Origin of the sequence: Mycobacteroides franklinii, assembly GCF_002013895.1 — a bacterium.
Taxonomy (GTDB): domain Bacteria; phylum Actinomycetota; class Actinomycetes; order Mycobacteriales; family Mycobacteriaceae; genus Mycobacterium; species Mycobacterium franklinii.
Genome location: NZ_MAFQ01000011.1, coordinates 198,281 through 220,098, shown reverse-complemented (window position 1 = coordinate 220,098; position 21,818 = coordinate 198,281). Strand labels below are relative to the sequence as shown.

The 21,818-nt window shown below is 64.4% G+C and carries 24 protein-coding genes; 18 read left to right on the top strand and 6 right to left on the bottom strand.

Going from position 1 to position 21,818, the window contains the following annotated elements:
• Positions 1 to 120: 120 nt before the first annotated feature.
• On the bottom strand, positions 121 to 441 hold the full coding sequence (locus B4393_RS19970; protein WP_078277981.1) for a hypothetical protein: 321 nt from the start codon (positions 439 to 441) through the stop codon (positions 121 to 123).
• A gap of 234 nt (positions 442 to 675) precedes the next feature.
• Positions 676 to 1,173 carry a DUF1990 family protein gene (locus tag B4393_RS19965; protein WP_078335575.1) on the bottom strand — a complete coding sequence of 166 codons (498 nt, stop codon included), beginning with the start codon at positions 1,171 to 1,173 and terminating at the stop codon, positions 676 to 678.
• A gap of 19 nt (positions 1,174 to 1,192) precedes the next feature.
• On the opposite strand from B4393_RS19965, the gene B4393_RS19960 reads away from it, so the two are divergent.
• Positions 1,193 to 1,822, top strand: coding sequence for a PaaI family thioesterase (locus B4393_RS19960; protein ID WP_078335541.1), 630 nt, complete (start codon positions 1,193 to 1,195; stop codon positions 1,820 to 1,822).
• An 8-nt stretch (positions 1,823 to 1,830) separates the two neighbouring features.
• Here the strand turns inward: B4393_RS19960 and B4393_RS19955 are convergent, their stop codons facing one another.
• Complete coding sequence (locus B4393_RS19955; RefSeq protein WP_078335574.1) at positions 1,831 to 2,565, bottom strand: DJ-1/PfpI family protein; 735 nt, start codon at positions 2,563 to 2,565, stop codon at positions 1,831 to 1,833.
• Positions 2,566 to 2,673: 108 nt separating this feature from the next.
• Between B4393_RS19955 and B4393_RS19950 the strand changes: the two genes are divergently transcribed.
• The 10 genes from B4393_RS19950 (at position 2,674) to pdxT (ending at position 13,668) form a co-directional block, all read left to right on the top strand.
• Positions 2,674 to 3,702, top strand: coding sequence for a GlxA family transcriptional regulator (locus tag B4393_RS19950; RefSeq protein ID WP_236743197.1), 1,029 nt, complete (start codon positions 2,674 to 2,676; stop codon positions 3,700 to 3,702).
• A gap of 92 nt (positions 3,703 to 3,794) precedes the next feature.
• Positions 3,795 to 5,849 (top strand): threonine--tRNA ligase, encoded by a 2,055-nt coding sequence (gene thrS / locus B4393_RS19945; protein WP_078277978.1) that lies wholly within the window; start codon positions 3,795 to 3,797, stop codon positions 5,847 to 5,849.
• Positions 5,842 to 6,390, top strand: coding sequence for an ATP adenylyltransferase (locus B4393_RS19940; protein ID WP_070939471.1), 549 nt, complete (start codon positions 5,842 to 5,844; stop codon positions 6,388 to 6,390). The genes thrS and B4393_RS19940 overlap by 8 nt, the downstream gene beginning before the upstream one ends.
• Positions 6,387 to 7,049: a phosphatidylinositol phosphate synthase gene (gene pgsA, locus B4393_RS19935; RefSeq protein WP_078335539.1), complete on the top strand. Its 663-nt coding sequence runs from the start codon at positions 6,387 to 6,389 to the stop codon at positions 7,047 to 7,049. The genes B4393_RS19940 and pgsA overlap by 4 nt, the downstream gene beginning before the upstream one ends.
• Complete coding sequence (locus B4393_RS19930; protein ID WP_078335538.1) at positions 7,046 to 8,044, top strand: phosphatidylinositol mannoside acyltransferase; 999 nt, start codon at positions 7,046 to 7,048, stop codon at positions 8,042 to 8,044. The genes pgsA and B4393_RS19930 overlap by 4 nt, the downstream gene beginning before the upstream one ends.
• The gene (locus tag B4393_RS19925; RefSeq protein ID WP_078335537.1) at positions 8,044 to 9,171 is read left to right on the top strand and encodes a glycosyltransferase family 4 protein; all 1,128 of its coding nucleotides are present in this window, start codon (positions 8,044 to 8,046) and stop codon (positions 9,169 to 9,171) included. The genes B4393_RS19930 and B4393_RS19925 overlap by 1 nt, the downstream gene beginning before the upstream one ends.
• Before the next feature lie 1,035 nt (positions 9,172 to 10,206).
• The gene (locus B4393_RS19915) at positions 10,207 to 11,229 is read left to right on the top strand and encodes an NUDIX hydrolase (RefSeq protein ID WP_078335535.1); all 1,023 of its coding nucleotides are present in this window, start codon (positions 10,207 to 10,209) and stop codon (positions 11,227 to 11,229) included.
• 85 nt (positions 11,230 to 11,314) lie between these two features.
• Positions 11,315 to 12,229, top strand: coding sequence for a pyridoxal 5'-phosphate synthase lyase subunit PdxS (gene pdxS, locus B4393_RS19910; RefSeq protein ID WP_078277973.1), 915 nt, complete (start codon positions 11,315 to 11,317; stop codon positions 12,227 to 12,229).
• Between the two features lie 9 nt (positions 12,230 to 12,238).
• Positions 12,239 to 13,090, top strand: a complete 852-nt coding sequence (locus B4393_RS19905; protein ID WP_078335534.1) for an acyl-CoA thioesterase — start codon at positions 12,239 to 12,241, stop codon at positions 13,088 to 13,090.
• Entirely contained in the window at positions 13,087 to 13,668 is a 582-nt protein-coding gene (gene pdxT / locus B4393_RS19900; protein WP_078335533.1) for a pyridoxal 5'-phosphate synthase glutaminase subunit PdxT, read from the top strand. Before B4393_RS19905 ends, pdxT begins: the two co-directional genes overlap by 4 nt.
• A 151-nt stretch (positions 13,669 to 13,819) precedes the next feature.
• Here the strand turns inward: pdxT and B4393_RS19895 are convergent, their stop codons facing one another.
• Complete coding sequence (locus B4393_RS19895) at positions 13,820 to 14,347, bottom strand: hypothetical protein (protein ID WP_078335532.1); 528 nt, start codon at positions 14,345 to 14,347, stop codon at positions 13,820 to 13,822.
• 174 nt (positions 14,348 to 14,521) lie between these two features.
• On the opposite strand from B4393_RS19895, the gene B4393_RS19890 reads away from it, so the two are divergent.
• Positions 14,522 to 15,277 (top strand): YebC/PmpR family DNA-binding transcriptional regulator, encoded by a 756-nt coding sequence (locus tag B4393_RS19890; RefSeq protein WP_070939480.1) that lies wholly within the window; start codon positions 14,522 to 14,524, stop codon positions 15,275 to 15,277.
• A gap of 30 nt (positions 15,278 to 15,307) precedes the next feature.
• Here B4393_RS19890 and B4393_RS19885 read toward each other — a convergent pair whose 3' ends face one another.
• Positions 15,308 to 15,904, bottom strand: coding sequence for a phosphatase PAP2 family protein (locus B4393_RS19885; protein WP_109551261.1), 597 nt, complete (start codon positions 15,902 to 15,904; stop codon positions 15,308 to 15,310).
• 175 nt (positions 15,905 to 16,079) lie between these two features.
• Here B4393_RS19885 and B4393_RS19880 point away from each other — a divergent pair, with 175 nt between their 5' ends.
• A complete protein-coding gene (locus B4393_RS19880; RefSeq protein WP_078277968.1) occupies positions 16,080 to 16,499 on the top strand; it encodes a hypothetical protein in 420 nt (139 codons plus the stop codon).
• A gap of 16 nt (positions 16,500 to 16,515) precedes the next feature.
• On the opposite strand, the gene B4393_RS19875 is transcribed toward B4393_RS19880, so the two are convergent.
• On the bottom strand, positions 16,516 to 17,073 hold the full coding sequence (locus B4393_RS19875) for a TetR/AcrR family transcriptional regulator (protein ID WP_078335531.1): 558 nt from the start codon (positions 17,071 to 17,073) through the stop codon (positions 16,516 to 16,518).
• A gap of 120 nt (positions 17,074 to 17,193) precedes the next feature.
• Between B4393_RS19875 and ruvC the strand changes: the two genes are divergently transcribed.
• From ruvC to secD, 5 genes are all read left to right on the top strand, one after another.
• On the top strand, positions 17,194 to 17,751 hold the full coding sequence (ruvC, locus tag B4393_RS19870) for a crossover junction endodeoxyribonuclease RuvC (protein ID WP_070939484.1): 558 nt from the start codon (positions 17,194 to 17,196) through the stop codon (positions 17,749 to 17,751).
• 31 nt (positions 17,752 to 17,782) lie between these two features.
• Positions 17,783 to 18,391 carry a Holliday junction branch migration protein RuvA gene (gene ruvA, locus B4393_RS19865; protein ID WP_078277966.1) on the top strand — a complete coding sequence of 203 codons (609 nt, stop codon included), beginning with the start codon at positions 17,783 to 17,785 and terminating at the stop codon, positions 18,389 to 18,391.
• 62 nt (positions 18,392 to 18,453) lie between these two features.
• Positions 18,454 to 19,467: a Holliday junction branch migration DNA helicase RuvB gene (ruvB, locus tag B4393_RS19860; protein WP_165758493.1), complete on the top strand. Its 1,014-nt coding sequence runs from the start codon at positions 18,454 to 18,456 to the stop codon at positions 19,465 to 19,467.
• Between the two features lie 145 nt (positions 19,468 to 19,612).
• Positions 19,613 to 19,951 (top strand): preprotein translocase subunit YajC, encoded by a 339-nt coding sequence (gene yajC, locus B4393_RS19855; RefSeq protein WP_078335573.1) that lies wholly within the window; start codon positions 19,613 to 19,615, stop codon positions 19,949 to 19,951.
• Between the two features lie 72 nt (positions 19,952 to 20,023).
• Entirely contained in the window at positions 20,024 to 21,805 is a 1,782-nt protein-coding gene (gene secD, locus B4393_RS19850; protein ID WP_078335530.1) for a protein translocase subunit SecD, read from the top strand.
• The last annotated feature ends 13 nt before the right edge of the window (positions 21,806 to 21,818 follow it).

Below are 21,818 nucleotides of genomic sequence, written 5' to 3'. Positions count from 1 at the left end.
TTCCCGTATGGGAATTCGCGGCCATTGCTTCGGAAAGATGCGAGCGACGGACGCGCGCAGAGGCGCGGCCTCGAAGTCTTCGACAGGAAGCTAGCTGCTCCAGCACCGCGTCGTCATGCGTTACTGCAGAACGGTTGTGGTGTTGGTGCCGTATGGCACCTGCGGGTTGGTTCCCAGCGGAGTGCGCGGGTTTGCGCCCTCATGGGTGGGCTCGTGGAAACCGCGGTCGTAGAGATCGGTACCAGGTTGAGAGCAGGATCCACCCACGCGCGGGGCGCCGCCGGAGCATGCGGTGCGGCAGTTATGGGTATAGGGGGCTTCCCCTGAACCGCAGATGGGCGGTACCGGCGGCTGTGCAGCTGCGACCGGGGCCACGTACATCGCGGCCGAGGCACTCAGGGCCCCGGCGAACAACGCGATGCGAGTGGGCAGTGAAACCATGAGGTTCAGAGCTCCTAACAATGCATGAATCGAAGTTGAACAACAGGTTACACATCATAACGATTTGAAGCCCTGAAATTTTTGCTGTCAAAGGCGCATGACGTAATTTAAATGGCAAAAATGCAGAGAATCGCTCAATGTGGCGACACGCCAGAACATAGCTAGAGGCGACGCGCAGCTAACTCGTAGGTTACCGGGGGAGGGTTCTGCCGACGAATTGTGACGCGGTAGGAATCAGAGTGCGCTCAGATACCGCTGAGTTACCACTCGCTGCAGTTGCTTGACTACTACGTTGCCCGCTCTGACCCACCAGAATGACGGCTTCGAGAAAGCCGTAATCTCTACGGAAACAACGTCATTGGACGGGTCGAAGCGCACGATGAACGCCTCCTCGCCGGTTTCCGGGTGTCCGTGAAGCGTGCCGTATGCAAAACCGCGCCGGTTCGGCTCATCGACCACGTACACGATGCGGCACAACGCCCAGAACGGCCATAGCCGCGTCGCCACGTTCACGCCCACGGAGGCCTCGGGTGCCGACGTCAGAACTCGCAGCCCGATCCCGCGTTGAATGCCAAATCGCATCAGGCTTGCCGCGGCTTCCTCGAACCGGGCCTTACCCGTCCCGATCTGCCGAGATTCCCGCACATGGTGATATCTGGCCGGCAGTTCACCGGCCGTCGCACCGATCTCCGGGTAGGTGAACGGGAGCTGGCTCAGCCGTGCAATATCCACCCCAATAACGTAGGGGAGCATGACCACCGAGGAAGCACTAACTGCGCATGAGGGCGGCGGGTTCAACCCACCCGATCCCACCCTTAAGGGCGGCCCTGACTACGGCCGTTTCATCGACGCACTGCGGACCCTGCAGGACCGTGCCCGCGCCGCGCTGCCTCCCGACGAGGTGATCACCGAGTTGGCCGGCCAGCTCGAAGCCATGAACGCGCTGTTGGCTCCCTATGAGGTCTCGGAATGGGACTCGCCCTCGGGCCGGCGCACCGATCTGCCGCTGCGCGGCAACATCTTGCTGGTGCCGATGACCATCGACAGCTTCGATAACGGAGTTCTCGCCGGCACAGCCACTTTCAGTCGCTACCACCTAGGGCGCAATGGTGCGGTGCACGGCGGCTGCCTCGGGCTGCTCTTCGACACCATCTTCGGTACTGGCTCGCTGCTACTGACCGATCTACGTAAGTTGCGCACCGCCTACCTGAACATCAACTACCGCAAGATCACGCCCATCGAGAAGGAACTGCAGTACGACTGCACCTTGGATCGCGTGGAAGGGCGCAAGGTGTTCATGACCGGCCGACTGCTCGACGGGGATGATGTGCTCGCCGAGGCGGAGGCGCTCTTCGTCAAGCTCAACCCCGGCCAGCCGTGACCGAAGCTCTAGGAACTGGCGGCTGACTTTCTCCGCACACGGTCGATAACACTGGTCCACAACACTTTTGAGCCTGCCGTGAGTTCTGCGCTGGCCGCGCGTGCCGAGATCATGCCCTTCATCATGCGTGCGGCATCGGCCTTGTTTCGGGTGGAGGCCTTGCTCATGTGGCCCGTATCGAACGGTGGCTGCGGGTCGTATTCGATGCACAGTTGCGTCGCCTCGGCCCGTGGCCGCCCGGCGATCTCGCCCACAAGCCATAGTCCGAGATCGAGCCCTGCGGAGACTCCGGCGGCGGTGATCACCTTGCCGTCACGGACGATCCGCTTGTCCCGCTGGGGATTCGCACCGAAGGTGGCGAGCACCCGTTGTCCGGCCCAGTGACAGGTGGCGTCCTTGCCCTGCAGGATCCCGGCGGCGCCGAGAATGAGCGACCCGCTGCAGACGGATGTCGTCCACATCGTGGTCTGATGCGCCTGCCGGAGCCAATTCAGTACACCCTCGTCGGCGGCGGTGCTCATGGTGGCCGGTATCGAGCCGCCGACCAGGACGATGTCGGGCGACGGCGTCTCGGCGAAAGAGTGGGTAGCGCCGAGCGCCAGCACCCCGCTGTCAGTCAGTACCGGGCCGGATTCGTGCCAGACGAATCGAAATTCGGCATCGGAGAGCCCCCTGAGCACCTCATACGGGCCGATCGCGTCCAGTGCCGTCATACCCGGGTAGGTGAGGATCGCTATCTGCATGAACGCCATGGTTGCGCAGCGGCCACCTTCGCAGAAGTGGCCAGATAGCCAGCATCCAACGAGATATTGCCAATCGGGAGCTAGGCTGGTCGCGTGCATTCGGTACCCATGGGTCGTTCGGCCCAGCCTCACTCCGTGCCCAGGGGTCGTTCGGCCCAGCCTCACTCCGTGCCCAGGGGTCGTTCGGCCCAGCCTCACTCCGTCGTCGTTTTGGCGCTTCCCGAAACCGTCGGGTTCGATCTGGCCACCGCGGTCGAGGTGTTCCGGCGCGTCTATCTCGCCGATGGCACTCGGCCCTACCGTGTGCAGGTGTGCGGAACCGAGCCGGTTGTCTCCGCGGGACCGTTCGGCATTGCGACAGATCTTGGGCTTGAGGCGCTTTCGGAGGCCGACACCATCGTGGTGCCGGCACGCGACAACCTCACCGACCCCCTGCCCGAGGGTGTCATCGCGGCGCTACAGGCCGCCCATGAGCGTGGTGCCCGCATCGCCTCCATCTGTGCCGGCGCCTTCACGCTCGCGGAGGCGGGAATTCTGGACGGCAAGCGGGCCACCACGCATTGGCTGGCTGCCGATCTGTTCCGGGAGATGTTCCCGGCGGTGCGCCTGGACGCCGACGTGCTCTACGTCGACGAGGGTCAGGTGCTCACCTCGGCCGGCGCATCCGCCGGGCTCGATCTGTGTCTGCACATCGTGGCGCGCGATCACGGTGCAGCGGTAGCCGCGGAGGCGGCGCGGGTGGCTGTGGCGCCGTTACACCGCGACGGCGGGCAGGCGCAGTACGTCGTCCGGAACCGCCGACGCACCGAGGCCGGCCTCGGTGAGATGCTGGCGTGGATCGAGTGCAACGCCCATCGCGAACTGTCTCTGGAGGACCTCGCGGCCCAGGCGTCGACCAGTGCGCGGAGCCTCAACCGGCGGTTTCGGGCCGAAACCGGGCAGACGCCCATGCAATGGCTGACGGGAGTGAGGGTCCGCCACGCCCAGCAGCTGCTGGAATGTTCGGTGGATTCGGTGGAGCGGATCGGGCGCGAGGTGGGGTTCGGTTCACCTGCGAATTTCCGGGAGCAGTTCCGCCGGCTCACCGGGGTCTCGCCGCTGGCGTATCGGAACACATTCCGCGCGCGATCGGCCTGAGTGCTCACGGTGCCCATCGGGCTGGGAAGTGGCTGGTGTGGACCGATAGCATGAGTTCGCAAACCCCCCGTCTCTGAATTGGAGAACTGCCGATGACTGCGCCGAACCCGTCTTCCCTTGTGGCCCCTATCCGGGTGCCGGCCGGGACGACGGCGGGGACCGCGGTCCGCGAGGCCGGCCTGCCGGGCAAGGGTGAGGACGCCGTCGTCGTCGTACGCGTGGACGGCGCGCTGAAGGATCTGTCCTGGACCCCGGAGGTCGACACCGAGGTGGAGCCGGTCGCGGCCAACACCGAGGATGGTCGCAGTGTCATCCGGCACTCGGCCGCCCACGTGCTGGCGCAGGCCGTGCAGGAACTGTTCCCGAAGGCCAAGCTTGGCATCGGCCCGCCGATCACCGACGGCTTCTACTACGACTTCGGTATCGACTACGCCTTCACTCCCGAGGACCTGACCGCCCTCGAGAAGAAGATGAAGCAGATCATCAAAGAGGGACAACGCTTTTCGCGCCGGGTATATGCGTCGGTGGAAGAAGCGCAGGCCGAGTTGGCCAGTGAGCCGTTCAAGCTGGAACTGGTCTCCGACAAGTCGGGTGCCGATGATCCGGAGGTCATGGAGGTTGGCGGCGACGAGCTTTCCGCCTACGACAACCTGAATCCCCGTACCGGGGAACGGGAATGGTTCGACCTGTGTCGCGGCCCGCACATTCCTACCACCAAGCACATCCCGGCCTTCCGGCTCACTCGTAGCTCGGCCGCCTATTGGCGCGGCAACCAGGCCAATGCCAGCATGCAACGCGTCTACGGCACCGCCTGGGAGTCCCAGGAAGCCCTCGACAAGCACCTCGAACTGTTGGAAGAGGCGCAGCGGCGTGACCACCGCAAGCTCGGTGTGGAGCTGGACCTGTTCAGCTTCCCCGACGAAATCGGTTCCGGTCTACCGGTTTTCCATCCCAAGGGCGGCATCATCCGCAAGGAGCTGGAGGACTACTCGCGGGCCAAGCACACCGCAGCCGGATACGAGTTCGTCAACACCCCGCACATCACCAAGGAAAACCTGTACCAAACCTCGGGGCATTTGGACTGGTACTCCGACGGCATGTTCCCCCCGATGCAGATCGACGCCGAACTCAACGAGGACGGCACCGTGCGCAAGCCGGGGCAGAACTACTACCTCAAGCCCATGAACTGCCCGATGCACCACCTGATTTACCGGGCGCGGGGCCGCTCATACCGTGAATTGCCCCTGCGGCTCTTTGAATTCGGCTCGGTGTACCGGTACGAGAAGTCCGGCGTGGTGCACGGTCTGACCCGGGTGCGCGGTATGACGCAGGACGACGCACACATCTACACCACCCGTGAGCAGATGCACGAGGAGCTGACCTCGCTGCTGCGGTTCGTGCTCGACCTGCTGTCCGACTACGGCCTGGACGACTTCTACCTGGAGCTGTCCACCAAGGACGAGACGAAATTCGTTGGTTCCGATGAGGACTGGGAGGAAGCGACCAACACCCTGGAACAGGTGGCGCTCGATTCCGGGCTGCAGCTGGTGCCGGATCCGGGCGGTGCGGCCTTCTACGGTCCCAAGATCTCGGTGCAGGCCAAGGACGCGCTGGGCCGGTCCTGGCAGATGTCGACGATCCAGCTCGATTTCAACATGCCCGAGCGGTTCAACCTCGAGTACACCGCCGCCGACGGCACTCGTAAGCAGCCGGTGTTGATCCATCGCGCTCTCTTCGGGTCCATCGAGCGCTTCTTCGGCGTGCTCACCGAGCATTACGCGGGAGCCTTCCCGGCTTGGCTGTCGCCGGTGCAGGCCGTCGGCATCCCGATCGCCGACGCACACGCGCCGTACCTGAACGACATTGTGTCCCAGCTTAAATCGCAGGGCATCCGGGCCGAGGTCGACACCAGCGACGACCGCATGAACAAGAAGATCGTCAATCACACCAACCAGCGGGTGCCGTTCTTGCTGCTCGCCGGTGACCGTGACGTCGAGGCGGGTGCGGTGAGCTTCCGGTTCCGCGACCGCACCCAGGTCAACGGGGTTCCCCGCGACGAGGCCGTTGCTGCCATCGTCGACTGGGTGAACAGACGAGAGAATGTATCGCCGACGGCCGAACTGCTGAAGTTGGGTGCCAGTGACTGACGAGGACTCGACCATCATCGACCGCGGCGTGGGCGACCCGGATCACCTGCAGCGGCTGTGGAGCCCCCACCGGATGAGTTACATCGCCGAAGCGGTGAAGGCGCCCAGCCCGGATTCGGCTCCCTTCACCGAGATCCCGGAGATGGCTGATGAGGACGGTTTGGTCGTGGCCCGCGGCGAGCATGTCTACGCGGTCCTGAATCTTTACCCGTACAACCCAGGTCATCTCATGGTGGTGCCGTATCGCCAAGTCGCCGAGCTCGAAGACCTCACCGAGGGGGAGAGTCGCGAACTGATGGCCTTCACGCAGAAGGCGCTCCGGGTGATCAAGAAGGTCTCCCGGCCGCACGGTTTCAACGTGGGGCTCAATCTCGGCGCCGCCGCCGGCGGGTCCCTGGCCGAGCACTTGCATCAGCATGTGGTGCCGCGCTGGGGCGGCGACGCGAACTTCATCACCATCATTGGTGACTCCAAGGTATTGCCGCAGCTGTTGCGGGACACCCGCAAACTGCTGGCCGACGCGTGGGAGCAATTGCCGTGAGCGGCCTGCTGTCGCGGGAGACGTTCGCGAAGATCATCAACCCGGTGGCCAATGCGCTACTGCGCGCCGGGTTTACCCCGGACACGGTCACGATCTTCGGGACCGCGGCGTCGGTTGTCGCGGCGCTGACCCTCTTCCCGACAGGGCATCTCTTCTGGGGTGGCATGGCGGTATGGCTGTTCGCGATGTTCGACATGCTCGACGGGGCGATGGCCCGTGCACGCGGCGGCGGAACCAGGTTTGGTGCGGTGCTGGACGCGACGTGCGATCGGGTCGCCGACGGCGCGGTATTCGCCGGCTTGGTCTGGTGGGCCGCATTCGGTTGGGGATCAACCTCTCTGGTGGTGGCCACGCTGATCTGCATGATCACCTCGCAGGTGATCTCGTATGTGAAGGCACGTGCCGAGGCTTCCGGGCTTCGCGCCGACGGTGGGCTGATCGAACGTCCCGAACGGCTCATCATCGTGCTCGCCGGGGCGATATTCAGTGGGGGATTCGCGGTGCAGTGGCCGTTGCACACCGCGATGTGGGTGCTGGCCATTGCGAGTCTGGTCACGGTAGCTCAACGGATGCACGCCGTCCGCACGTCGCCCGGAGCGCTTGAGCTGCTGCCCAATTCCGATGCCGGACAGGACACTGCGGAGAAGAATCAGTCATGAGTGTGTGGGGTGAACGCGCTGCCGACTGGGGCTATGCCGCTGGTTGGAATGTGACGCAGGCTACGCCGGATCTGCTTGCCCGGGCCATATTTGATGTGGGTGCCATGGTCGGTGCTCGTAAGGGCGGACCCGAACAGCTGCGCAAGAACCTGGCGCGGGTGCTCGGTGTGCATCCCCGTGAGGTGCCCGACCGTCTGATGATCGATTCGATGCGTTCCTACGCGCGGTACTGGCGTGAAGCGTTCCGGTTACCTTCGCAGAACATGGAGCGTCTTGCCGCCCGCCTGGACAGTTGTTTGTTCGGTCGCCGAAACCTCGATGCGTCCCAGGCCGAGGGGCGCGGAACGATTATCGCGCTGCCGCACAGTGGAAACTGGGACATGGCCGGGTTATGGCTGGCACAAACCTATGGCACCTTCACCACCGTCGCCGAGCGTCTGAAACCCGAGTCACTGTACCGGCGTTTCCTGGACTACCGGGAGACTCTTGGCTTCGAAGTGCTTGCGTCGAGCGGTGACTCCACCGGGCCGTACGAGAAGCTGGCGACGCGGCTGCGGGAGAACCGGGTCGTCTGTCTCATGGCCGATCGCGACCTGAGTCGCAGCGGAGTCCCCGTCGACTTCTTCGGTGCAGAAGCCCGAATGCCCGCAGGGCCCGCACGTTTGGCCATCGACACCGGCGCGCGCCTACTGCCTGCGCACTGTTGGTTCGAAGCGCACGAACAATGGGGAGTACGGATTCAGTCGCCGATCGACACGTCGGCGGGCGATGTCGCCTTGGCCACCCAGGCGCTGGCCGACGCGTTCGCCGTCAATATCGCCGAGCGCCCGGCGGACTGGCACATGCTGCAGCCGCTATGGCTCGACGACCTGTCCGAGGAGCGCCGCACCCGGCTGCGTACGTCGCCGTCGCAGCCGGCTGCGCCGTCCGGCGAGGCTGAAACTGATGATTGTGCGGCCCCTCGGGAGACTGATCCTGTTGGTGGGCAGGCGTAATGCGCATCGGGATGGTCTGCCCGTACTCGTTTGACGTACCGGGCGGCGTCCAGTCCCATGTGGTGCAACTGGCAGAGGTCATGCGTGATCGCGGCCACCACGTCAGCCTGCTCGCACCGTCCTCATCGGATCTCGAGCTGCCCGAATTCGTGGTCTCGGGCGGCAAGGCTGTTCCGATTCCTTACAACGGATCGGTGGCGCGGCTGCGATTCGGCCCGGCGACCTATGCCAAGACCAGGCGCTGGCTCGTCGACGGTGACTTCGACGTGCTGCACCTGCATGAGCCGAACGCGCCGAGTCTGTCGATGCTGGCGCTGATGGTGGCAGAGGGTCCTATTGTCGCCACCTTCCACACCTCCACCACGAAGTCGTTGACGCTGAGCGTCTTTCAGGCGGTGCTGCGTCCCTGGCACGAGAAGATCGTCGGGCGGATCGCGGTCTCGGAGCTGGCCCGGCGCTGGCAGATGGAGGCGCTCGGGTCCGACGCGGTCGAGATTCCCAACGGTGTCGACGTTCGATCCTTCGCCGCCGCACCTGTCCTCGAGGGCTATCCGAGAGCGGGTAAGACGGTGCTGTTCCTGGGCCGCTACGACGAGCCGCGCAAGGGCATGGACGTGTTGATGGGCGCGTTGCCGAAGATCGCGACCAGCTTCCCCGATGTGGAGATCTTGATCGTCGGCCGCGGAGATGACGCCGAATTGCGCACGCAGGCAGGACCATTGGCCAAGCATCTACGGTTCCTCGGCCAGGTCGACGATGCCACCAAGGCCTCGGCGATGCGCAGCGCCGATGTCTACTGCGCTCCCAATATCGGTGGCGAGAGCTTCGGCATCGTGTTGGTGGAGGCAATGGCGGCAGGCACGGCCGTCGTCGCGAGTTCACTGGATGCCTTCCGCCGGGTGCTCTTGGATGGCACGGCGGGCCGGTTGACGCCGACAGGCGACCCGGATGCCTTGGCGGCAACCCTCATCGACGTACTCGGTGACGACGAGGGCAGGGCCCAGCTGGTCGCGGCCGGCACCGATGCGGTGCAGCGGTACGACTGGTCGGTGGTCGCCCAGCAGATCATGCTCGTTTACGAAACCGTCACGGCCTCCGGCGCACGCGTGAAGGTCGACAGTTGGTGAGCTTTATCCCTGCACCAAAACGTGGTGCTGATGGTGAGGGTTCGTTCGGCAGCCGAAGATCTGTAGATCGCCACCGCGACCTAGTGTGAGACCGGTGATATCTCTCAGGTCAACGTCACGTTCTGAGGGGTCAATGGCGTTCCAGTGGCCGGCGCCCTCGTCGCGCTCGCCAGTGTCGAAGGAAACGAGCAGCTCAAGCTCTCGTCCGCAGTCTGTGCATGGCATTGGGTATGGGTCCAGGGCGTGCCATCGAGGCCAGCCACCCACTTTGGTACCCGGTGCGACCGACAAGTCGTACTGATAGCACAGATTGGTTCCGTTCCACCCGAGTTCATCGAGGTCGCGGACTTTATCCCAGAGTGTGTTGTGGAGTTCCTGGCTGTATTCAACAATTTTCTCAGGATGCAGTGAACAGGGGACCGGAATCGACTCGTCCTCAAAGTCGATTGGGTTCGGGGGAGCACTAGATGCGACCCGTACGTCCATTGAGTTACGCCAGATCACCTTTACCGAAGGTGCATACGCATCTCGCTGTCCGGGGAGGTCTCGATGAATGACTGGACACCAAAGCAGCTGTAGCAGATCCGATCCCACCGGGAAACAAATCGTCGGTGCATCTGCGGCGAAGAGCTGGAGGACTGGGACCAATGGGTTCGGCGCGCTATGGGGCTGCCAGCCGGTCGGGCCGTTCCCCGAGTACCACGGTGTGACGCACGTCGGCCACGCCTCATTCTCAGGCCAGTACAACGGCCCACCAATCGAACTTTGATGAGCCCTCGGTGCGCCACGTCTCGGATGTAGCCGAGTGGTAGCCCGCGTCAGTTCAGCCAGTTCAGGAATAAACGCAGTTACATCGACGGGTCGGGGAGGTGTCCTGGGCTGACTAACCACATTTGGATAGTTGCACGCAACAGTCCAGTTCGCAGTGAAGTCCCGTATCCGCAAGCTGTGCACGTTCCGGTGTTGGGTCGCATAGATTGCTTCTCGTTAGGATCTGACCTGTAATTCGCACCTATCGCATCGGAGTGCTCATTGGTGACGTTCTCGGCGTTGACCGTCATCGTCATCGCCATCCTCGGCACGCTCCTCGCGTTTGGTCTGCTGTGGGCCTATCTGGTCGCCAACCGCCTCGACCGGTTGCACGTGCGCAGCGACCTGTCCTGGCAGGCGCTCGACGCGGCCCTGGCCCGTCGTGCCGTCGTCGCGCGCGCGATAGGGGACGCACTCAAGGACGACCAACTGATCAAGCTCGCGGCGAAAGCCGAACGTGCCGAACGTAACCGGCGCGAATATGCCGAGAACCAACTGGCCGCCGCGCTGTCCACCGTCGATCCGGAGCGGCTGCGCCCCGCCCTGGTGGCCGAGCTCGCCGATGCCGAGACGCGCGTGCTCATCGCGCGACGCTTTCACAATGACGCCGTGCGCGACACCCTGGCGCTGCGCGTGCGCCGCCCGGTGCGGTGGTTGCGCTTGGGTGGAACCGCGCCGATGCCAACGTATTTCGAAATCGTCGATCGAACGGGTGCGGGCACCGAAGATCCGGCACGGGCCAACTTCCGCACCTCGGCGCGCATCATCCTGCTCGACGAGGACGGTCGGGTGTTGCTGCTGCGTGGCTTCGACCCCGCGGCACCCACCCCGGCGGTGCATTGGTGGTTCACCGTCGGCGGACAAACGCTGCCGGGGGAGAAGCTGGCCGACGGTGCGGTACGCGAGCTGGTCGAGGAAACAGGACTGTCCGTTCCCTCCGGGCGTCTGGTGGGCCCGCTCTGGCGTCGGGTGGCCGTCTTCGACTTCAACGGCACCACCATCCGGTCCGAGGAACTGTTCTTCGTGCACCGCACCAAACGGTTCGAACCGGCCACCGATGGCCGCACCAATCTGGAGCAGCGCTATATCACCGGACACCGCTGGTGCGATGCGGAGGAGATCGCCGCCCTCACCGCTTCCGGCGAGCAGGTTTACCCGAATCAGCTGGGAGAACTGCTCGGTGAGGCCGCCGCTGCCGCCGATGCGGTTGCCACCGGCGCTCGGCGCGAGCCAATCCAAATCGGGTGAGTCTGGTCACCGCCCCTCCCGCCACAAAATCGCTGGTGTGGGCGCATTAGACTGGTTGCAGACCCCGAGATTCAGGAGCCCCCAGTTGACTAGCACGACCAATGGAACGTCCCCCGAGACCGGCACCGGTACCGCTCGCGTGAAGCGCGGTATGGCCGAGATGCTCAAGGGGGGCGTCATCATGGACGTCGTCACGCCCGAGCAGGCAAAGATCGCCGAGGATGCCGGCGCGGTGGCGGTGATGGCGCTGGAGCGGGTGCCTGCCGATATCCGTGCCCAGGGTGGGGTGTCGCGGATGAGCGACCCGGACATGATCGACGGCATCATCAACACCGTCAGCATCCCGGTGATGGCCAAGGCGCGTATTGGGCATTTCGTGGAGGCGCAGATCCTGCAGAGCCTGGGTGTGGACTACATCGACGAGTCCGAGGTGCTCACTCCCGCCGACTACACCAATCACATCGACAAGTGGAAGTTCACGGTGCCGTTCGTGTGCGGTGCCACCAACTTGGGTGAGGCGCTGCGCCGTATCACCGAGGGTGCGGCGATGATCCGTTCCAAGGGCGAGGCCGGCACCGGTGATGTGTCCAACGCGACCACGCATATGCGCAAGATCGGTGGCGAGATCCGTCGGCTGACGTCGTTGTCCGAGGACGAGTTGTATGTTGCGGCAAAGGAACTGCAGGCACCGTATGAGCTTGTGGTCGAGGTGGCCCGTGCCGGTAAGTTGCCGGTCACGCTGTTCACCGCTGGTGGTATCGCGACTCCGGCTGATGCGGCGATGATGATGCAGCTTGGTGCTGAGGGTGTGTTCGTGGGATCGGGCATCTTCAAGTCCGGTAATCCCGAGCAGCGCGCCGCGGCGATCGTGAAGGCCACCACCTTCTACGACGATCCGGACGTGTTGGCCAAGGTGTCGCGTGGTTTGGGTGAGGCGATGGTCGGTATCAACGTGGAGGACATCGCGCAGCCACACCGGCTCGCCGAGCGCGGCTGGTAAAACCATCTGATGGCCGATATCGAGGAGATCCTCACTCTCGAACAGCTCGAGAAGGACATCTTCCGGGGCAATGTGACCCCCAGCAATCTTCGTCGGACTTTCGGTGGACAGGTCGCCGGGCAGTCGCTGGTCTCAGCGGTTCGTACCGTGGAACCGCAGTATCTCGTTCACTCGTTGCACGGATACTTCCTGCGGCCCGGAAATCCCAACGAGCCCACCGTGTTTCTTGTGGACCGGGTCCGCGATGGCAGGTCGTTCTGCACCCGGCGCGTCACCGCAATCCAGGACGGACAAGCGATTTTCAGCATGTCGGCGTCGTTCCAGACGCTCGATAGCGGTATCGAACATCAGGACCTGATGCCGCCGGTGCCCGATCCCGAGGATCTGCCGGATGCGCAGGACCAGGACTCGTTCAACCGTGACCTGTTCCGGCAGTTCGCCGAGTGGGACATCCGGATCGTGCCCGACGAGCTCATGGACAGGAACCCGCGGCTGGCCGCCCAGCAGAGGGTGTGGTTCCGCTGCCGCAAGCATCTGCCCGATGACCCGGTGCTGCACATCTGCGCGCTGGCGTACATGAGCGACCTGACGCTGCTGAGCTCGTCGAAGGTGCCGCACCGGGATACGGTGCTGCAGACCGCATCGCTGGATCATGCGCTGTGGTTCCTGCGGCCCTTCCGTGCCGACGAGTGGATGCTGTACGACGAGACGTCGCCGTCGGCCGGGTTCGGTCGGGCGCTGACGCAGGGCCGCATCTTCAATCGCGACCGAACCATGGTGGCTGCGGTGGTGCAGGAGGGACTTACCCGCATCGAGCGCAACCCCGAAGAGGCGTCGGTAGCCCGAGGGAATATGGCGTGAGCCCTCTCGTTGGTGTGCTGGCGTTGCAGGGCGATGTCAGGGAACATGTTGCTGCCCTGAAAGATTCGGGCGCAGGCGTATTGGGTGTGCGCCGTCCCGAGGAACTCGGGAAGGTGGACGGGCTGGTCATTCCCGGCGGCGAGTCGACCACGATGAGCAATTTGCTGCGCGTGTTCGAACTGTTGGACCCGCTAACCGAACGCCTGCGTGATGGGCTGCCGGTCTACGGCTCGTGTGCCGGCATGATCCTGCTGGCCAGCGAGATATTGGATACCCGCCCGGACGCGGTCGCGCTCGGTGCCATCGATATGACGGTGCGGCGCAACGCATTCGGGCGCCAGGTGGATTCTTTCGAAGGTGATCTGGATTTTGCCGGGCTTGGCGATGCGATGCATGCGGTGTTCATCCGGGCGCCGTGGGTGGAACGCGTCGGTGACGATGTCGAGGTGCTGGCCAGCGCTCAGGGGCACCCGGTTGCGGTAAGGCAGGGGAGCGCGCTGGCGACGGCGTTTCACCCCGAGGTGACCGGCGACCGTCGGGTGCACGAGCTGTTCGTCGACATGGTGCGCGCGTCCTGATAGTTGCGGCGAGTGCCCACCTCTATGCGACAAACTGGGCGTACGGTGTTTTGTCGCATAGAGGTGGGCACTGGTGGGTGGTGTCTTCCAGCTGATCGGCGATCTTGACGCGTCGGCAGATGAGGCGCCGGAAGATCCGACACGCTGTACATCACCAGCGCAGCATGGGCATCGGTCGCAGCGGGTGCTTGAGCGTCCACTTTCCGGCCGTCCGCAACAAGAATCCGTGAAATCCGCCGTACGGCAACGCCTCTACGACCTCGCGTACATCCGAACGCTCCAGTCCGGTCCAGGCGTACAGCCCGTGGAACGCATCGACCCGGTCGCCCAACCGAAACATCTCGACCCATAGGTCCTCGGCCGACCTCAGCTTGTGGTGGTCGGCCACCATCGCCTTGACCCGACTGGCGTCGGTAATCCCGAATTCGGGTGCCAACTGCTCGGCCAGCGTGACCGACGGATCCAGATAGTCCCAGGTTCCGGCGGTCCAGATGCCGATATCGTGCGTCGCCCACGCCAACGCGATCTCGGGCGGAGCCTCGGTCATGCCGAGAAGCCGCAGCTGGTAGTTCATGCCCCGATAGAGATGATTGCGGTAATCGGTGAGGCTGTCGCCGATCATGGCCGCGTAGCGGTCCAGCACCGTGTCGATGATCGGGTCTTCCACCAGTACGGTCATGCAGTTCACCCTATGTTCCTGCCGCCGACCTGCTGCCCAGGCTGAGTCGCGCGACGGTTTGCGGCCGAAAAACGTCGTCAATTTCGGAGTTGGCACTCCCGGAAGCACTGGCCGTCCGGCACTCGCGAGTACACTCGGGCAGCGCAAAGGACGACGAAAGAGGTACAGGGGTACATGAGCGGCCATTCCAAGTGGGCCACCACCAAGCATCAGAAGGCCGTCAAAGACGCGCGCCGTGGCAAAGAGTTCGCCAAGCTGATCAAGAACATCGAGGTCGCCGCACGTACCGGCGGCGGAGATCCGGCTGGTAACCCGACGCTCTACGACGCCATCCAGAAGGCCAAGAAGACCTCGGTGCCCAACGACAACATCGAGCGGGCCCGCAAGCGCGGCGCCGGTGAAGAGGCCGGTGGTGCCGACTGGCAGACCATCATGTACGAAGGCTATGGCCCCAATGGTGTTGCGGTGCTTGTCGAATGCTTGACCGATAACCGCAACCGCGCCGCCGGTGAGGTCCGCGTCGCGATGACCCGCAACGGCGGCAGCATGGCCGACCCGGGTTCGGTGTCCTACCTGTTCTCGCGCAAGGGCATGGTCACCCTGGAGAAGGGGAGCCTGTCGGAGGACGACGTGCTGACGGCCGTGCTGGAGGCGGGTGCCGAGGAGGTCAACGACCTCGGCGAGAGCTTCGAAGTCGTCTCCGAGCCCACCGACCTGGTCGCGGTGCGTCAGGCGCTGCAGGATGCCGGCATCGATTACGACTCGGCGGAAGCCAGCTTCCAGCCGTCGGTGACCGTTCCGGCCGACGTCGACACCGCGCGCAAGGTGTTCAAGCTCGTCGACGCGCTGGAGGACAGCGACGACGTGCAGAACGTCTACACCAACGTGGACTTGTCTGACGAGGTGCTGGCGGCGCTCGACGAAGACTGACCGTGCTCGCCGACCAATCGCGTTGGCGCGCTAGTCCACGCCGACGGGCGTCTTCGTCTCCGTTACCCCGGCGGCCCAGAACGCCAACACCACCACGGCGGTGGTGACGAGCACCGCACCAATGGTGTCGGTGACGTAGTGGTACCCGCAGGCGACCTGTCCGAGCAGTCCGAGTGTGCTGATGATCCCGGCGACGATGTATGCCCATAGAGCTCCGCCGGCGACGAGCACCAGCATCCCCATGACGGCCACGACGAAGGTGGTGTGGCCGCTGGGGTAGGCGAGGTAACCGCTGCCCTTCTCGCGGCCAACCAGCATTTTGGTGCCTTGAGTGGTCCAATTCGCCACGAACGGGCATGCGAGCACGACAGCGGCGACCCGCCAGTGCCGTCGATACAGCTCGAACCCGAGGCACACCACGAGCACCGGAACAAGAAACTCCCAGTCGGTGAAGAACAGCAGCCAGCGCGGCTGCACCCCGAATACGACCTGGGTCACATCGAAAAACCGCGTGTCGAAAGGTGTTGAACCCTTCCCGACGGAGAATCCGAGCACCAGCATCGCGATGACGCCAAGGGGCGGCCACCACTGAATCGTTTTCTCGCTGGGCAGTTTTCCGGCAGACACTCCGACGACAGTAATCGGCGGCAGACGTAGACCCCGAATCGTGCCGGCCGACGGGAATCAAACGTCACTGAGCGTCGTTACTGTGATGTCAACGACTGTTGGTCAACAAGTGTTGACAGCGTATGTCAGGCAGGCGTACATCTAAGAGATCCACAAAAGTGAGGGGAGGCCCGTCATGGCCACACAAACCGTCGCCCCGGCGCCTGAATCGACAACCCTATGGCGCACCACGCGCGCCGTTCTCGCACTGCCGTTCACCGTGGCGGTCCTGGTTCCACTGGTCATCCTCTATGGAGTGGGCGTCGAAGTGCCCTCCTGGATGTCGGATCAGATGTCGATGACGGCAACCGTGATCGGCACCCTGCTGATCGGCGCGGGCTTGTTCCTGGTGACCCGCACCGTCGCACTCTTCGATCAGCCGGGCAGTCGACATGTGCGCAGCCCACTGGTCACCGGCGTCGTCGCCATCCTGCTGGGCGAGGCGTTCGCCGTGAACTCGGTGGGCCTGCTGATCTGGACCGCGGTGTTTGTGGTGATGAGCGCCCTCTACTTCGCGGTGGTCGACGAGCACGGGGCGTTGAAGGTTCGGTCCTGACCGCGCTGAGCGCGTGCTAGGGCGCCGGAGTGTCGACGTAGTGCTGAATGATCGGCGCCATCCAATTCACGATGTCCTGGTGCGTCATGTCGATGACGGGGCTGAGCCGCAGAATGTAGCGGCAGACGGCAAATCCGATCATCTGTGCGCCGATCAGCGCGGCCCGCTCCGCGGCGTGATCGGCCAAGAGCGCTTCGAATGCGGGGAGCGACTGGTCGGTGAAGATCTCGACCATGCGCAGTCTGGCCTCTTCGTTGGATACCGCGGCGCGCAGCAGCGCCACCATGGTGTCGTCCACCTCCCAGCGCTCCAGGAAGTGCTGAACAATGACTGTGCCCAGTTCCTTGTGGGGTACGTCGCCCAGTTCGGGGAGGCATAGATCGAAGTTGGCGGCGGCCGCGAACAACTTGCCCTTGTTGCCGTAGTACCGCATGACCAGTGATGGGTCGATGCCGGCGGTTGCCGCGATGGCTCGGATGGTGGCCTTCTCGTAGCCGACGCTGGCGAACTGCTCCTGAGCAGCCTCGAGGATGGCCGCGCGGGTGGCGTCCGATCGCCGAGGTTCGGGGGGCATGCGCTGAGCTTAGGCCAACGAGTGTTGACATTTGCAGTGCCCTCGCGTGTTGCTCGCCCGATGGCTCGGGCACCTCGATATGCTGATCGAACAACTGTTCTACAGCGAGAGGGCTAGCACGTGCGAGTAATGGGAGTCGACCCGGGTCTTACTCGGTGCGGTCTGTCCATGGTTGAGGCATCTTCGGGCCGCAAGGTGGTGGCTCTGGATGTCGATGTCGTGCGCACCCCCGCCAATCAAGCTCTGCCGCAACGGCTTCTAGCGATCAGCGAGGTCGTCGAACACTGGATGGATACCCATCGCCCCGATGTGATCGCCATCGAGCGCGTCTTCGCTCAGCAGAACGTGTCCACTGTGATGGGCACCGCTCAAGCCGGCGGGGTGATCGCGCTCTGTGCCGCCAAACGGGGGATCGAGGTGTATTTCCACACGCCGTCGGAGGTCAAGGCGGCAGTCACCGGCAACGGGCGGGCAGATAAATCCCAAGTGACCGCAATGGTCACCCGCATCCTCAACCTGCAGACTGCACCGAAGCCCGCCGACGCCGCCGATGCACTGGCCCTGGCAATCTGTCACTGCTGGCGTGCGCCCATGCTGGCGAGAATGGCCAAAGCGGAAGCGGCGGCGGAAGCGCAACGGAAGGCCTTCGCGGCGCGGATGAAAGCGGCGGTTCGGTGATGGCCGGCCGGCGCGAAGAACGGAGTGCGGCGTGATTGCATCGGTCAACGGCGAGGTCATCGACATCGCGCTCGATCACGTGGTGATCGAGGCTGCCGGGGTGGGATACCGCGTCAACGCCACCCCTGCGACGCTCTCGACGTTGCGGCGCGGCACCCAGATGCGGCTGATCACCGCGATGATCGTCCGAGAAGATTCGATGACGCTCTATGGCTTCACCGACACCGACGCCCGCGACCTGTTCCTGACGCTGCTCGGTGTCTCCGGCGTGGGGCCCAAGATCGCCATGGCCACCCTTGCGGTCTACGACGCGCCCACCCTGCGGCAGGCGTTGGCCGACGGGGATGTCGCCGCGCTGACCCGTGTGCCCGGCATCGGTAAGCGCGGCGCCGAGCGCCTGGTGCTGGAGTTGCGTGAGAAGGTGGCAGTTGCGCCCGGCGGATCCACCGAGCTGGGCCGCGGCACCGCGTCGCTGGTGCGCACCCAGGTCATCGAGGCGCTCATCGGTCTCGGGTTCGCTGCCAAACAAGCCGAGCAAGCCACCGATACCGTTCTGGCCCAAGATGATCGGGGCGAAGCGTCCACGGATGTTTCCGGCGTGCTGCGATCGGCGTTGGGGCTGCTGGGTAAGACACGATGAGTTCTTACGACGAGTTCGGCGACCTCGACAGTGGCGAGGACGACGGTTTCGACGACGCCCCCATGTCCGGTGCCCTCACCGTCGGGGAGAACGACGTGGACGCGGGGCTGCGCCCGAAATCGCTGCGCGAGTTCATCGGTCAGCCGCGCGTACGGGAGCAGCTGGACCTGGTGCTCTCCGGCGCCAAGAATCGCGGCGGCACCCCGGATCACATCCTGTTGTCGGGCCCGCCCGGATTGGGAAAGACCTCCCTGGCCATGATCATCGCCGCCGAACTGGGCTCCTCGCTGCGGGTCACCTCCGGTCCGGCCTTGGAACGGGCCGGCGACCTGGCGGCGATGCTGAGCAACCTGGTTGAACACGACGTGCTGTTCATCGACGAGATCCACCGCATCGCCCGACCCGCCGAGGAAATGCTGTATCTGGCCATGGAGGACTTCCGGGTCGACGTCGTCGTCGGCAAGGGGCCCGGCGCGACCTCCATCCCGTTGGACGTGGCGCCGTTCACGCTGGTGGGTGCCACAACACGATCGGGATCGCTGACCGGGCCACTGCGCGACCGGTTCGGTTTTACCGCCCACATGGACTTCTACGAGCCCGACGAGCTCGAACTCGTGTTGGCTCGTTCGGCGGGCATCCTCGGTATCGAGCTGGGAGCCGACGCCGGAACGGAGATCGCGCGGCGGTCACGCGGCACACCGCGTATTGCCAACCGGTTGCTGCGCCGGGTCCGTGATTACGCAGAAGTGCGCGCGGACGGTGTGATCACCGTGGACGTCGCCAAGTCCGCCCTGGCCGTGTACGACGTCGATGAGCTGGGACTGGACCGCCTGGACCGGGCGGTTCTCTCGGCACTGACCCGTAGTTTCGGCGGCGGCCCGGTCGGCCTGTCGACGTTGGCGGTGGCGGTCGGGGAGGAGTCGACCACCGTGGAAGAGGTGTGTGAGCCGTTCCTGGTGCGCGCCGGGATGCTTGCGCGCACACCACGCGGACGAGTGGCGACACCGTTGGCGTGGACCCACCTGGGTCTGACCCCGCCGCCGCAGCTGCTCGGGCAGGCCGGGCTGTTCGAATGACGGGCCACTAGAGCCCCGGCGGGCACGGGGTTCGCGTCGATTCCACAGAGTCGGATGGCACACTGGTGACTTGTCGCGTGCTCATTTCACGCTGACCGCGCTCCACCTCGTGAAGAACCAAACGGAAAGAACCCCGAAAGCCGCCATGGAATCGATCATCGTCTTCTTGCCGCTCATCCTCGTTATGGGCGCATTCCTCTTCTTCGCGAACCGGCGGCAGCGCAAGGCTCTCGACGCCACCATCGAGTTGCATGAGTCTTTGACGATCGGCGACCGGGTGCACACCACCTCTGGCCTGCAGGGCACCATCACCGACGTCAATGACGACACGGTGGATCTGGAGATCGCGCCGGGTGTTGTGACCCGCTGGATGAAGCTCGCCATCCGCGACAAGATCGTGGACCAGGTCGAAGACGGTACAGACGCCGACGAGGAGACCTCACGCGAGGTCGAGAGCAGCGGGGTCGAGCTGACCAAGGAGTAGCGGCTTTCGCCTGTGCTCCTCAATTCCTGAAAGCCCCCCGACCCGCCCTCGACAAGCAAGGAGACCGGAGACGTGGCCTCGCCATCGGCCCCTGTGCATCCCATGCGCTACCTGGCTGCCTTCCTGGTGCTGCTCATCGGCGCCTACCTGCTGGTGTTCCTGACCGGCGACAAGCAGCCCAAACCCAAGCTCGGTATCGATCTGCAGGGCGGAACCCGCGTCACCCTCACCGCCCGCACCCCTGACGGTTCCAAGCCGACCAAGGAAGCGTTGACGCAGGCGCAGCAGATCATCAACGCGCGCGTCAACGGTCTCGGTGTATCCGGGTCCGAGGTCATCATCGACGGTGACAACCTCGTCATCACCGTGCCCGGCAACGACGGCAGCGAGGCCCGCAACCTCGGTCAGACCGCCAAGCTCTACATCCGGCCCGTGGTGCAGGCAGTGCCGGCGCAGCCCAAGGAAAGCCCGGCAGGGCCCGGTGCGGGCGCAGGCGCGCCTCAGGGACGTCAGCCGGCTCCGGGGACCGAGGCAACGCCGCCGGGACCCGGCGCAGGAAAGTCCACTCCGCCTGCCGCGCCACCGTCGCCGAAACCGCAGCCACGGCCTTATCCGGCGCAGACGACCACGCCGCCAACGCCGCCGCCACCTCCTCCGGCGACGCAGCCGGCGACGCCGAATGCCACAGCGGCTCCCGCTCCTCCCGCCGATCTGCCGCCGAAGCCGGGCAGCGGTGAGGAACGCAAGCAGCTGATCGACTTTGAGAAGCAGATCAGGCAGAGCGAGGACCCGCGGATTCAGATGCTGGCTCTTCAGGTGCAGTCCTCACGCTGCTACGACCCCGACGACCCCCTCGCCGGTAACGACGACCCGAACTTGCCGCTGGTCACCTGCGGTGACGACAGCCAGGGCGGAAAAGCCGCCTACCTGCTGGACAAGTCGATCATCAGCGGCGAGGAGATCAAGGACGCCAGCTCGGGTCTGGATCAGCAGCGCGGCATCTACGTGGTGAGCATGGAATTCAAGCCCACCGGTGCGAAGGTCTGGGCCGACTACACCTCCGCGCACTGGCAGCAGGGCACCCAAACCGCATTCACGTTGGACTCCAAGGTGATCAGTGCGCCGGCGATTCGTGAGCCCATCCCCGGTGGCAAGACCGAGATCAGTGGCCAGTTCACGTCGGCTTCGGCCAAGCAACTCGCCGCCGCACTCAAGTACGGCTCATTGCCGCTCTCGTTCGAGTCATCCGATGCCGAAACCGTTTCGGCCACACTCGGATTAACCTCGCTCAAGGCCGGTTTGATCGCCGGTGGCATCGGATTGGCGATCGTGCTGCTGTACTCGCTGATCTACTACCGGGTGCTGGGCCTGCTGACCGCACTGTCCCTGGTGGCGTCCGGGGCCATGGTCTTCGCGATCCTGGTTCTGCTGGGCAGATACATCTCGTACACCCTCGATCTCGCGGGTATCGCCGGTCTGATCATCGGTATCGGTACCACCGCCGACTCGTTCGTGGTGTTCTTCGAACGCATCAAAGACGAGATACGAGAAGGCCGTTCCTACCGTTCGGCGGTGCCGCGCGGTTGGGCGCGTGCCCGTAAGACCATCCTGTCGGGCAACGCGGTGACCCTGTTGGCTGCCGTGGTGCTCTACGTCTTGGCCATCGGACAGGTGAAGGGCTTCGCCTTCACCCTGGGGCTCACCACCATCCTGGATGTCGTGGTGGTCTTCCTGGTGACGTGGCCGCTTGTCTATCTGTCCTCGAAGTCCGCGACCCTGTCCAAGCCCGCGTACAACGGGCTCGGCGCGGTCCAGCAGATTGCCCGCGAACGTAAGGCGGCAGCACACGCATGAGCACTAGCAACGG

Coding starts and splice junctions, on each gene's coding strand:
- B4393_RS19970 (WP_078277981.1), bottom strand. CDS start 441: ATGGTTTCACTGCCCACTCGCATCGCGTTGTTCGCCGGGGCCCTGAGT.
- B4393_RS19960 (WP_078335541.1), top strand. CDS start 1,193: ATGACCACCGAGGAAGCACTAACTGCGCATGAGGGCGGCGGGTTCAAC.
- B4393_RS19955 (WP_078335574.1), bottom strand. CDS start 2,565: ATGCAGATAGCGATCCTCACCTACCCGGGTATGACGGCACTGGACGCG.
- B4393_RS19950 (WP_236743197.1), top strand. CDS start 2,674: ATGGGTCGTTCGGCCCAGCCTCACTCCGTGCCCAGGGGTCGTTCGGCC.
- thrS (WP_078277978.1), top strand. CDS start 3,795: ATGACTGCGCCGAACCCGTCTTCCCTTGTGGCCCCTATCCGGGTGCCG.
- B4393_RS19930 (WP_078335538.1), top strand. CDS start 7,046: ATGAGTGTGTGGGGTGAACGCGCTGCCGACTGGGGCTATGCCGCTGGT.
- B4393_RS19925 (WP_078335537.1), top strand. CDS start 8,044: ATGCGCATCGGGATGGTCTGCCCGTACTCGTTTGACGTACCGGGCGGC.
- B4393_RS19905 (WP_078335534.1), top strand. CDS start 12,239: ATGGCCGATATCGAGGAGATCCTCACTCTCGAACAGCTCGAGAAGGAC.
- B4393_RS19895 (WP_078335532.1), bottom strand. CDS start 14,347: ATGACCGTACTGGTGGAAGACCCGATCATCGACACGGTGCTGGACCGC.
- B4393_RS19890 (WP_070939480.1), top strand. CDS start 14,522: ATGAGCGGCCATTCCAAGTGGGCCACCACCAAGCATCAGAAGGCCGTC.
- B4393_RS19880 (WP_078277968.1), top strand. CDS start 16,080: ATGGCCACACAAACCGTCGCCCCGGCGCCTGAATCGACAACCCTATGG.
- B4393_RS19875 (WP_078335531.1), bottom strand. CDS start 17,073: ATGCCCCCCGAACCTCGGCGATCGGACGCCACCCGCGCGGCCATCCTC.
- ruvB (WP_165758493.1), top strand. CDS start 18,454: ATGTCCGGTGCCCTCACCGTCGGGGAGAACGACGTGGACGCGGGGCTG.
- yajC (WP_078335573.1), top strand. CDS start 19,613: ATGGAATCGATCATCGTCTTCTTGCCGCTCATCCTCGTTATGGGCGCA.